This window comes from Prolixibacter sp. NT017 (assembly GCF_009617875.1).
GTDB lineage: Bacteria > Bacteroidota > Bacteroidia > Bacteroidales > Prolixibacteraceae > Prolixibacter.
In genome coordinates this window covers 1,306,847-1,319,137 of the sequence record NZ_BLAV01000001.1, presented here as the reverse complement: position 1 = coordinate 1,319,137, position 12,291 = coordinate 1,306,847, and the positions used below count along the sequence as shown (strand labels likewise).

At 43.9% G+C, this 12,291-nt stretch carries 10 protein-coding genes; 3 read left to right on the top strand and 7 right to left on the bottom strand.

Features of this window, described 5'->3' with window-relative positions; all coding sequences use genetic code 11:
- Positions 1–11: 11 nt before the first annotated feature.
- Complete coding sequence (locus GJU87_RS05390) at positions 12–1,400, bottom strand: DUF4270 family protein (protein ID WP_194831451.1); 1,389 nt, start codon at positions 1,398–1,400, stop codon at positions 12–14.
- A gap of 278 nt (positions 1,401–1,678) precedes the next feature.
- Between GJU87_RS05390 and GJU87_RS05385 the strand changes: the two genes are divergently transcribed.
- From GJU87_RS05385 to GJU87_RS05375, 3 genes are all read left to right on the top strand, one after another.
- Positions 1,679–2,686 carry a kelch repeat-containing protein gene (locus GJU87_RS05385; protein WP_153638575.1) on the top strand — a complete coding sequence of 336 codons (1,008 nt, stop codon included), beginning with the start codon at positions 1,679–1,681 and terminating at the stop codon, positions 2,684–2,686.
- Positions 2,679–3,047, top strand: a complete 369-nt coding sequence (locus GJU87_RS05380; protein WP_194831450.1) for a DUF4907 domain-containing protein — start codon at positions 2,679–2,681, stop codon at positions 3,045–3,047. The genes GJU87_RS05385 and GJU87_RS05380 overlap by 8 nt, the downstream gene beginning before the upstream one ends.
- A 306-nt stretch (positions 3,048–3,353) precedes the next feature.
- Positions 3,354–4,355: a YncE family protein gene (locus GJU87_RS05375; protein WP_194831449.1), complete on the top strand. Its 1,002-nt coding sequence runs from the start codon at positions 3,354–3,356 to the stop codon at positions 4,353–4,355.
- Positions 4,356–4,626: 271 nt separating this feature from the next.
- Here the strand turns inward: GJU87_RS05375 and GJU87_RS05370 are convergent, their stop codons facing one another.
- The 6 genes from GJU87_RS05370 to GJU87_RS05345 all read right to left on the bottom strand — a co-directional run bounded on the left by GJU87_RS05370 (position 4,627) and on the right by GJU87_RS05345 (position 12,281).
- Complete coding sequence (locus tag GJU87_RS05370; protein WP_153638572.1) at positions 4,627–5,766, bottom strand: MFS transporter; 1,140 nt, start codon at positions 5,764–5,766, stop codon at positions 4,627–4,629.
- 308 nt (positions 5,767–6,074) lie between these two features.
- On the bottom strand, positions 6,075–6,248 hold the full coding sequence (locus GJU87_RS05365; RefSeq protein WP_153638571.1) for a hypothetical protein: 174 nt from the start codon (positions 6,246–6,248) through the stop codon (positions 6,075–6,077).
- 241 nt (positions 6,249–6,489) lie between these two features.
- Positions 6,490–6,858: a hypothetical protein gene (locus tag GJU87_RS05360; RefSeq protein ID WP_153638570.1), complete on the bottom strand. Its 369-nt coding sequence runs from the start codon at positions 6,856–6,858 to the stop codon at positions 6,490–6,492.
- A gap of 2 nt (positions 6,859–6,860) precedes the next feature.
- Positions 6,861–8,267 carry an RHS repeat domain-containing protein gene (locus GJU87_RS05355; RefSeq protein WP_153638569.1) on the bottom strand — a complete coding sequence of 469 codons (1,407 nt, stop codon included), beginning with the start codon at positions 8,265–8,267 and terminating at the stop codon, positions 6,861–6,863.
- 335 nt (positions 8,268–8,602) lie between these two features.
- Positions 8,603–9,085, bottom strand: a complete 483-nt coding sequence (locus GJU87_RS05350) for a hypothetical protein (RefSeq protein ID WP_153638568.1) — start codon at positions 9,083–9,085, stop codon at positions 8,603–8,605.
- Positions 9,075–12,281: a DUF6443 domain-containing protein gene (locus GJU87_RS05345; RefSeq protein ID WP_153638567.1), complete on the bottom strand. Its 3,207-nt coding sequence runs from the start codon at positions 12,279–12,281 to the stop codon at positions 9,075–9,077. The genes GJU87_RS05350 and GJU87_RS05345 overlap by 11 nt, the downstream gene beginning before the upstream one ends.
- Positions 12,282–12,291 lie beyond the last annotated feature (10 nt).

Genomic DNA, 12,291 nt, shown 5'->3' with positions numbered 1-12,291 from the left:
TGCTATCGTCGTTAGAAAGTCATGTAATATATCTTCAGTTTGGGTCCGTTTTCCACCTTCTGGTCGGCCTGAATAACCAACCCGTCGAGTCGGCTCAGGTACTGAGTCGAACCCCAGCTAATCAACAATCCGTTTTCGGTGTTATATAAACCGTCGCTGAATGCATTCTGAATAAAGTCGGTAATATCGATGGTGAATTTGGTATTTTCGTTATAGAGTTCATCCGAGGAAGGGGAAAGGTGTAACGTTGTTCCATCGCTTGACGTAAGGGTGCTGATCGCTGCGTTGACTTTATTGGTCTGGATTAGAATAAGAGAATCCGGAAGAGCCTGCGGGTCATATGTATTGACAACCGGGCTAAATTCCAACTCCGCTTTCATGATAATTCCCTGCTGATTAATCAGCTGAATATCATTCAGGCTAGGAAACCTCATTTTAGTCATTAACCCGGTTCCACACTGCACAAACGTTTCGCCATCCGTCGAGGTGGATGATATGTCTTCCCTCTGGGTAACCAACGATTTCAGCAAAGTTTGGCTCCGATCGGCCTGTATCCGGTTATAGGCCGGATCGACTGACGTATAGGGAAAGTCAGCGTAATAATCGTCCTGCCCGTCTCCATTGGCATTGGGCCGGTGATAATAAACCCGCATCGCCAGATTGGTCGCATCGGCCTTAAAGCCATAAACCACATTGCTTTCCGTAGTATCAGGAACAATGGCAAGGCCGTGAAAGTAATTGACTAAACTGGAACTGGAAGTCATATAATCGTCGTCACCTTCGTTCATTCTGGTAAAGAAATCCCTACCCAGCGCATCATCTATTGGAATGACCAATGAATCACTGGCTGCTGTTCTTTTTAAAAAGTGAACACTCCCAAGCACTTCCGAAGAATAAGGAGTGTTTCGGTTGTTATAAATTCCGTTGTCCCACTCGTTACCTTTCAAACGCTCTGCGATGGAATGAACCGTAATGGTTTGCCACCGGGTTGTGTCGCCGTAATAGTAGCCGTTGTACCGCAGAATCACGACGGTCGAATCGTAAACATTGTCGCTGCTTTCCGAGAATGAAGTGGGAATTCCCAACTCAAAATAGGAAGTAGCCGTTACGGTGCCCAGATTCGGATCCACGTAATGACCAACCAGTGCCGTTCCGGTATTGGAAGTATTCAGTGAATCAATTAATACAGTTGACATCTTAATTTGAAAAGTGTCAATCATCGTAAGTGTGGAACCCCCATCGATAAATTCGCTTCCCATCGTAAATTCGTTCGAACCCACATTGCAGGCTGTCATCATCCAGCTTACGCCGGAAACTACCACAGCACGGAGCAGCCATCGAAAAATCAGATGTTCAAATTTTCGGGGGATCCCGGTTCTCTTCCTACCTTTTTCAGTCATTCGCATATCAAATCTTCAGGATAATCTCGCGAACAAAGCAACCGAATAAATACCGTTCGAAAAACGATAATATACGAACACACAAAATCAGAAGACAAACGGCCATTTTTCTACTATTACAGCCTCCTTCATCCCCGCAAAACCAGTGTTTGACGTTTTGTCGACCAAATTCCTCTTTTTGTCGAGCAAGGCCGGCTGTACATCTACTTTGTTTTTAGCCCTGCCACAACAAGGCTATGTTTGCCTTCGAATGATTAACTGATAAAATGATTTCCCCGATGCGTAAGAAAAAATTCGTATGGTATTTTGCCTTCTTAGTGATTGCTTCAGGCACACTGGTTTCCTGCGGAAACAGCAGTGATAGTGAATTAATAGGTAATTCAGTGAAGTTATCCGATTTCGAGGGTGTTTCAAGAAGTGATGCGGTTGGCTTTACGATTGGCGACCGGGGTTACGTTGGAACAGGTTACGATGGTACCGACCGTCTGACCGATTTTTGGGCATATGACCCAGCTAAAAATACATGGATCCAATGTGCCGATTTTCCTGGTGAAGGCCGAAACGGAGCCGTTGGATTTGCTGTAGGTGATAAAGGATATGTTGGAACAGGTTACGATGGAATTGAAAAACTGAAAGACTTTTACCAATATGATCCGTCAACCAACACCTGGACCCAAAAAGCCGATTTTCCGGGAACAGCCCGTTATGGAGCCATTGGTTTTGGTATTGATTCATTAGGATATCTCGGAACCGGTTATGATGGCAATTACCTAAAAGATATGTATGCCTACAACCCGACAACCGATACATGGAAACACGTGACCAGTGTGGGTGGAAGTAAACGCCGGGATGCTGTGGCTTTCGTGATTAACGGAAAAGCATACGTAGGTACCGGTGTCGACAACGGCATTTACGAAGATGACTTCTGGGAATATGACCCGGCAACCGATACCTGGACGGAAAAAAACAGGTTGTCAGATGCAACAGCCCAGAGCTTCGACGACGATTACGCCATGACCGGTTCGAACCGTGTAGCATTTGCCATTGGCGACCGTGGTTTCGTTGCCACAGGCGGTCAGGGAGTAGCCGGAACCGATATCTGGGAATACAATTCCTCTACCGACCTTTGGGAACAGATACACGATTTTGAAGGAAGTGGCCGCACCGAAGCGGTAGGCTTTGCAATCGGTAATGTAGGCTACATCACTACTGGTCGCAGCAGTAGTTACTATTTCGATGATTTGTGGGGTATTCATCCCGATGATACATATAACGAATATGACTAAACGCAAAACGGTCATCATTTCTGAAATACTGATTGGACTGTCTATAGGAATTCTGTTTCTTATTGGAGTGCAGAAGCATGGAGCGAAAAGAGGATTCGCTGTACAGGTTGTCCGTTACCATAACGAGTGGGGTTACCTCGTTAAGCACAACGGGCAACCTGTCATCGAGCAAACCTACTACCCCGGTCTTCCGGGAAAGATAGCGTTCCAAAGCAAAGAAGCAGCACAAAAGGTTGGACAATTGGTAAAAGATAAATTGGAGAAAGGCAAATTACCTTCAGTACACATGAATGAACTGGATTCACTTCATGTTTTACCAAAGGGTTTTCACCAACCTCCCCCCGGTTTTAAGGCGCAATAATCAATCGAGACCCTTTTATTAGCTCATATATTTCATATCGATCCCGGCGGCAGTTTGTAGTAGTTCTGCCCCGGGATTTTTCTTTTCCCTTTCTACACCTCTCAGATTAAAAATTAAGATTTATTTATACTATTTAAGAAATCCGGACTGGTAATTTAACGAAGTTTGATAAGAACAAAAGTGCAAAAACCGACGAATAAGAATAGATGCATTCTCACAAATCAGTAAGAAAAGCACATTGGTCATCAAACAGGAGATTAACAGACACCTATCTAAATAGTCAACAATAAATCAAAAATGAAACTGATGAAACATCTATTTCTAATCATGTTCCTCTTTGCAGGAATTTCAACGTTTGCGCAACCTGCCAGTCAGTATCGCATCGTGAATAAGATTCATGTGCCCGGAAATAACTTCTGGGACTACCTGACTGTCGACTCACAGGGACATCTCTACGTTTCTCACGGTAACGTTGTTCAAGTCATTGACCCCAAAAACAGTAGCGTTTTGGGTACCATCGAAAATCTGGATGGTGTTCATGGCATTGCCCTGGCAGAGAATCTAAACAAAGGATTTATCTCCAGCGGAAGGGATTCGATCGTCGCAATCTTTGATTTAAAGACCTTAAAGGTGATCAAAAAAGTGAAAGTCACCGGCGCCAATCCCGATGCCATTTTGTATGACCCATTCAGCAACAAGGTATTTACCTTCAATGGAGGCAGTTCCAGTTCCACGGTAATCGATGCTGCTACTGATAAAGTGGTTGCAACCATTCCACTTCCCGGAAAACCCGAGTTTTCGGTCACCGACAAAAAAGGAAAAGTTTATGTCAACATCGAAGATAAATCGATGATAGCATGCATCGATGCGAAGGATTTAAAGCTGGAGAAAAGCTGGTCGATTGCCCCCGGAAAAGAGCCCAGCGGTCTGGCAGCCGATTTTGCTACCGGAAAATTGTTCAGTGTTTGCCATAATCATCTGATGACCGTGTTTGACCTGAAAACCCAAAAAGTGGCGGAGACATTACCGATTGGCAGTGGACCAGACGGCGCCGCATTCGATGAAGGATTGCACAGAGCATACAGTTCGAACGGAGATGGAACACTTACAGTGGTTGCCGAAGACGGAAATCATTTCAAGGTATTGGAAACGGTTCCCACCCAACGGGGAGCACGAACCATGTGTGTTAATCAGAAAAACCACCATATTTTCTTACCGACAGCCGAATTTTATCCATTGGCTAAAGGAGAGCGATGGCCGAAAATGAAACCGGGAACATTTACAATTTTAGAGGTATCACCGCGTTAATCGTTCCCAAAAAATAAATCCAATTAGAAAAGTCACTCAGCCCGGGTGACTTTTTTTGCATTAATGGAAGAATCTTTGTCCGGTACCAGAATAAAAACCAATCTTTTCGATTCACGCTTTTGGTAATAAGATCAGGACCGGCTGGAAGAACTTCCGAACGACTTTGTGAACGTTGTTTCTCCTTTGTGGGCTTTGTGGTTAGTTTTTCTTACCACTAGGGGCACAAAGTTTTCCACCAAGAACCAAAGACAAAAATTGTAGCGTTCGTTTTTTAGCGACTTTTCGGAAAGGTTAAGACCAACACCACCCCAAAAACAGAGAAAACACCAGCAAACAGGAAGGCGATATCTGGAGATAAACTCCAAAGTGAACCGGTTACGGCTGCGCCCAGGAAAGAACCGAAATACTGCAGGCTAACTACGATACCATTTCCGGTTCCCCGCTGTTCGTTATCAATATCGCGGTTTAGCAACATGGGAACGATGGTCGACACAGAAAAGGAACCCGTCATGAGAAGGACCGTTCCGGCGATGATTCCGGGAAACGATTGCCCGTAAAGCAACAGGAATCCAATTCCCTCCAACAGATAAAGAAAGAGCATCACCGGCTTGGCTTTCCCTTTCGATGCCAATCGTGAAAAGAAGGTCAGAAAAGCCATGGCCACCAAAATGGCCGGCGTCAGGATCATCCACATCTGACTGGTTTCGAGCTTCCCTTCCAGCAAAATGGGCAGCATAAAAAAGAAAGCCATCATCAAGAGGTTATTGACTGTGAGCAACAATCCCCGCATAAACGTTTTCCGGTTGAACACCGTTTGGCCTTTTTTCTTTTGGTGGTGTCTTCGACGCACATTCGGATCAACCTGCTTCGTCCCGAATAGTACCCAGATAAGGCAAATCACCATCAAACCAGCGGAAAAGACAAACATCCGGTCGACCTTCAGGAAAATGTGAATCAACGGCCCGATGGTATAGGACAACATGGTAAAGGTTCCCAGAACGGCTCCCAGCCGGGTCAGCTGCTTGTCACGGGTTTCGTCACTTGCCACCGACGATATCCAGGAATACCCTACCGTGACAATGGCACCACTCCCCTGCAACGCCCTTGCAAAAATGAGCCAGTAAACCGAGGGTGCATAAGCAGCCGTGAGCAATCCGGCAATCAGCATTAGCAGACCCGCTACCATCACCTTTTTGTATCCGATGCGATCACTCAGGGCACCGAACGGAATCTGCAACACCGCCTGTGTCAACCCGAAAATTCCCAATGCATAACCGGTCAGCCAAGGAGCTCCTCCTTTCAGGTTCAATGCATAAACCGACAGAAACGGAATGATAATGGACATCGAGAAAAGGCGCATTCCTAACGTAATGGAAAGAACAGAAGTGAGATAACGGGAGGTTTTGCTCATGGCAGGTCTTTTTCAGATATGCGTGAAACGCATCAAAATGATGGGACAAAGGTACTTCTTCCCTAAAAAGATTGAAAACCCAAAGATCCGATTTAAGCATTTGGTAACAGGATTAGCTATGTTCTCAATCTATCGGGTTTCCTTTAGCCTCATTATGTTCCTGTTCCGGTCTTACCCGGTTATGGTCACGTTGTTATCTCTGCAGTCCTACGTATTAACAAACTTATTCGTGGAATTCTGGTAGTACTGCTTCGGCAGATTCAACTCATCGAAGTAAGTAACCGTCAATCCGCGCAGCCCGTCGCTGGTCATATTGCCGTTAGCGTCGTAACCAAAGCTGCCGTTGTCACTGATTCTGTTGTAGGTACCGGAATGCGGCTAAGCCGGTTACCTGCATAGGTATAGCCTAAACTTTCCCGGTTGCTGCCTCCGGAATTCTTCCGGGTCAGGCTGGTGATATTTCCGTTTTTGTCGTACCCCACCGGATTCAAATCGTAGGCACTGGTATTGGCCCCGCTTCCCGAATAGGTGCCGTAATCGCATTGAAACTACTGAAGCTTTTTTAGGATAATAAGAAAAAATCTATTGCTTTCATTGATTTGCCAACATGAGATATTAAGAGCAAGTATGGCTTACAGAACTTGACTGATTTCAAACAAAGAACAAACAAAAAAGCCCGGCATTACCGAGCTTTCTATTTAAATTATAAATTAAAATATGCCTCTACTCTGGCATTTTTATCCATCCATCAGATGGTACATTCCAAAATTTAGATGAAGCTGGCTTATCTAGAAGGATTTTGCTGTGTTTTGGCTGTTCAGGATCAAATTTAATAAAGAATCGATGCTTCACAATGTTATCGTAGTCCTCTGAAACGAGTAGACTCTCTTTGTAGTGGATTCCAGAAACTGTATACTCATAATTAACAGTATAGCCATTTCTAAAATTCATTCCAAAATCAGTTACAATGCCAACAGTAAATCTACCATGTTTCTCTATTCGACTACTTGTCACTTCGCAATATAACATATATACTGCATAGGCAAGTACTAACACTACGATAAACGCAACTTTCTTTTGTTTATTAGTCATTATCATTCTTTTATTTTAGTTCCAGCGACACCTATGGTCGTTCCAGTCATTATCTCATAAAAGTATTTTTGGGCTTCTGTTTCAGAATTTCTTAACATTACTCCTGTTGCCTTATTTTTAGCTATCCCAAAACCATAACCAGCAACAAAATCTAATGCGGCTCGTTCCGGTGTTTTATTTAAACCAACAACATCAATAGAAACCCCTGTTCCTGGTTGCACTTTTACATCGATAGCAGCATCTATTACACTTCCTACACCAGGTGTTAAGAAAGCATCTGTGGCAACCGTGAGAGGGTCAATCTTACCATCATTTGCAATCACCTGAACTCCTGTACTAATAGCTCCTTTAAGAAATGCCCCTTCTGTACTAAAAATTGTGGCTGGAGCTAATTCCGGTGAGGCTGCTACCACTAAAGGAGCAGATACTATTGTCGTTGCTACTACAGTTGCTAATTTTACGCCGCTATCTGTTTTTTCCAAATTTGCACTTTGCTGTTCATTGTGCTGGGCAATCTGATCCATCTCTTCAGATGTATTGGCTCGACTCATATTCTTCATATTGAATCCTAATGCATTTGCCATAGAATTAATCCAGTCAGAAATAGAAAAAACTGAAGGTTCTTTGTCATCATCTGGTTCTTGACCATTCATCCCCATATAATCGATAAATCGGATTGGATTGTCGCAACCATAAAGATATGACGACTGAAAACTGTACTTCTCCGCAAGTGGATCAATCGTATGAAACCTCCCCAACTCCGCATCATAGAACCTGGCGCCGTAATCATAATTTTCAAAGAACTCGTCGTTTAATTCCTTACCGTTATAAAGGTACTTATTTTTGTCCAGATTGTTCTCCGTAAACAGACTGCCAAACGGGTAGTACTCAACCTCCTGGTCGACTACCGCCGTAGTGCCACTGTAGTGGAACGTTAGGCGGGTATTACCCAGGTGGTCTTTCAGGTAATAATAGTACAGCCCAGCCGACGGGTCGTAGTATCCTTCGGAAGTCAGCACCTTCTTCAGGGTGCCGTTTTCGTAAATAAAGGTACCATCGTAGAGCGTGGTAGAAGCAGTACCCGAAACAGTAGCTGTTTTGCTCCACTTATTACCCCCGGCATCATACGTGTAGTCGACCTTATTCGTGGAATTCTGGTAGTACTGTTTCGGCAGATTCAGCTCATCGAAGTAAGTGACCGTCAAACCGCGCAGCCCGTCGCTGGTAGCGTTTCCGTTGCCGTCATAGATGAAAGTGCCACTTTTATAGATTCCATTATACGTACCGGAAATGTGGCTAAGCCGGTTACCTGCATAGGTATAGCCTAAACTTTCCCGGTTACCGCCACTGGAATTCTTCCGGGTTAAGTTTCTGATGTTCCCGTTTTTATCGTAGACTACCGGGCTCAAATCGTAGGCATCGGTATTGGCCCAGCTTCCCGAATAGGTACCGTAGTCGGCTCAGATTAGTCAGTTCAAACTAATGCCAGCTAGTACGACCGTATTAAGATGGATAAAAAACTGATGAATGTTTTCTACATTTCTTTGGATTGTCCTTTAGGGAGTGCTAATTTTCTGTTGCACAAAGTGTCATAAAATAATATATGGGAGTTTCAGCATCTTCATAATGAAAACAAGAACTACCTCTACCTCCACAGAGATGATTTTCTCAAGTATTCTTAGGATACAAATGGTACACATAAAACAAAACCCGGCACAGTGGCCGGGTTTGTAACTCTGAATGTTTATTTCATTTTAAACAAATAGACAAATAATAATGGTTTATTTGTTTTTTTAGGTATAATCCAATCACCTTGAGTCATCATAAGGGTCTTTTCTATCAATTCATCATATTTACGATGGTATCCAATTCTTTTTCCTATTCGTATTTCCTTTATCTCGCCATTCTCAAGTAATATATATACCAATGCGGCTCCATTGACTTCGACAAAGTTTAATTGCTCTCTAAATTTACTTAAAAGTAATTCATTCAAAGAATCAATACCAAATTTATATTCAGGAACTTTGAAGGAAACGTCAATCTTATCCTTATTCAAGTCCCAATATACAGTAGAATCAATCTCATTATTTGTTTCATAGAATACTCCTAAACAAGTAGAATCTGCATCAAAGAAGAGTATGCTATCTTTTTTTTCTGCAATTTGTCCAAAGCTCAACTTCATTAAAATTGAGAATAGGACACAAAGAACAATGCTTTTAATAGTCATATCCAAGTCGTTTCATTACAACATTAGTACGTTTTTTGATTGCTTCATCCACACCTGGTTTTCCATGTCCGTGAGGCAATCCTCTTAAATAGAGAACAACATGTACAAACTCATGAGCTACACCAACAGCCCTATGATTTAAAGTGCCTTTTCCATTAATTATTACTTGAATGTTTCCATCCTGAGATCTTTTACCTGATAATGATTCATTACCGGGTAATAAAGTGACACCAAGATTTCCTTCTATTGTTTTTCCATCTCGTTCACCTAGATTTCTCAATTGTTGCGCAGTTTCTGGCCCAAGATCTCTAATATCAAAATCAGTCGGCGTTTGAAATTCATTGCTTTGAATGTTTCCTTCACTATCCTTATAAGTTTCTTTATCAGATATATTCACTTCCACCATATGTTCATTGCTTGCAATTTCATATAAGTCTTTGAGCACGATATCATCTGAATATTCAGCTTGATCTCGAAAGGACTCCGGATCAATAGTCCCGTTTTTAACGTCGAATTTAACATTTGCATTTTGGTCTAATGAATGGTAAATAGCCAATATCGCATCTGGTGTTGCCTGAATGCTATCGCCATTGATATCAATAAAAAGTACTGGATTATTAGCACCATATTGATATGGAGAAAAATCATAATACTTCTCAGCAAAGGCATCTTGCGTATGAAACCGTCCCAACTCCGCATCATAGAACCGAGCCCCGTAATCATAATTTTCAAAGAACTCGTCGTTTAACTCTTTACCGTTATAAAGGTACTTATTTTTATCCAGATTGTTCTCTGTAAACAGACTGCCAAACGGGTAATATTCAACCTCCTGGTCGACTACCGCCGTGGAACCGCTGTAATGGAAGGTTAGGCGGGTATTCCCCAGGTGGTCTTTCAGGTAATAGTAGTACAGCCCGGCCGACGGGTCGTAATACCCCTCGGAAGTCAACACCTTTTTCAGGCTGCCGTTCTCGTAAATAAAGGTACCATCATAAAGCGTAGTAGAGGCAGTACCCGAAACAGTAGCTGTTTTGCTCCACTTGTTACCCCCGGCATCATATGTGTAGTCGACCTTATTCGTGGAATTCTGGTAGTACTGTTTCGGAAGATTCAATTCATCGAAGTAAGTAACCGTCAATCCGCGCAGCCCGTCACTGGTCATGTTCCCATTTGCATCATATCCAAAGTTGCCGTTGTCACTGATCCCGTTGTAGGTACCGGAGATGCTGCTAAGTCGGTTACCTGCATAGGTATAGCCTAAACTTTCCCGGTTGTTACCTCCGGAATTCTTCCGGGTGAGGTTGGTAATGTTCCCGTTCTTGTCATATACGACCGGGTTCAAATCGTAGGCGCTGGTATTCGCCCAGCTTCCCGAATAGGTGCCGTAATCGGCTACGGTCAGCCGGTTCAGTCCATCGTAAGTAAAACCGTACCCTTTTTTGCTGTTGCCCGACAACCGCCACATGGTTCCGCTGATGTTGCCGTTGTACTGCGCTCCTCCTCCCAGGGTGCCGGTCATATCCGTGTTGTAATACAACTTCATGGCAAACAGCTTGCTGTTGCTTACCGTGGCTGTGGGGTTATTAATTTGGGTCAACCATCCGCGGATGTTATAGGCATAGTCGATGTCCTGGTAGCCGTTGTGAAGCTCTTTCTTCGACATCCGTCCCAACTCGTCGTAGGTAAACTGTGCAACGGTCGTCAGTGAAGTCGTGTTATAACCGTATTTCACATAGGTAGGCCGCCTCATGTGGTCGTAACCATACTCCTCGTTAATCGTAATAGCGGTCGATGACGAAGTTTTCCGGTGGTAAGTTTGCCGCTTAACCGGGTCGCCGGTAAAATTGTAAGCCGTCGATACCCGGTTGTAACCTCCTTCCGGGTTGCGCTGGAACTGTTGCAGTAGCCTACCGTACTTGTCGTAGTAGTTCACCGTATAAAGCCAGGCACCGGTATTCAGCACCTTGGTTTTCACTCCCGTTACCAGCCCTCTGACATTGTTCGTCTGGGTTTGATCTGTGTAAATCGAAGCGTAGGGATACCCCCACGTTGATGGTACAGTATAATTGTCGTAATACGTATAAACTTCCGAGGTACGTGACGCCGGGGTGTAATTGCTGCTGTTGCTCACATTCGTTCTCAGGGTGGCGTAGGCAGTCGATTCGGTACAAAGCCCTGCCTCCACCGGGCGGTTTAAATTATCGTACAACGTGTAATGATACCGGGTAGAACTCACCGCCCGCAATTTGGCATCCTGGCTCAATACCAACCGGTCACGCTTATCATAGATTAAGTATTCCCATCCCGCACCGGGAAGTTTTTTCTCTTTCATCCGTTTCCAGCCATCATATTTATACTGGTAGCACAACTGATCCAGTTCCGTGGAGCTAACACTTCCGTCATCGGCAGTTGCTTTCGGAGGAATGACGCAACATAACAGGTTTCGGTCGTTGTAAACATAGTACGTCGAAAAGGCGGTAGTACCTATGTAGCTACGTTTCAACACAACACGTCCCTGCTTGTCTTTATACTCTACCGTTCTGCTTGTGTTATCCGATTGCGCATTGTTCTCGTCCCAGGTAGTGGTCTTAAACAATGTCCCTGCCGCATAATAACCCGCAGACAGGTTCAGCACATCTGAAATATTTACCGTGTAGCACCTCACTTCATTTGCGCTATTGGTATCATATTCATAATTCACCGTATGCCCCCCTCCTGTCCGGTAGATATTTCCCGGGGCCGACACTTCCAGGACCCTGTTAAGCGGAGACGATTCGAAACGTTTCTGCGAATATGCATAGTCATCATCCGTTGTACCATAATAACCGGTCCAATCAGCGGCCACTGTATCGGAGGGAGCCGACAAAAAAGCCATATTCCGGGCCTTGCCAAAAGGCAAAAAATCCTTTGCCTGACGGCCATAAGTGTCGTAGCGGACAGGAGTGATCAAATCTTTACTCCCGTCGCCTGAAGCTTTGTAGTCGTTAGTTTGTGATAACCGTCCAAGACCATCAAAATACTCCAGGTGGGTGCGTTTTTGAGTATAGCTAAGCGGATCTACAGATGATTCAGTGGTTTTTCCTGATACAAGCACCGTCTCCGTTGCGATATAGTTCTGCGTTGAACTCTGACCATACGTATTTTCTATCCAGAAAATACCAATCAGTAATAGCATTAATTTATATCTTGTTCCCATTATATTTTTA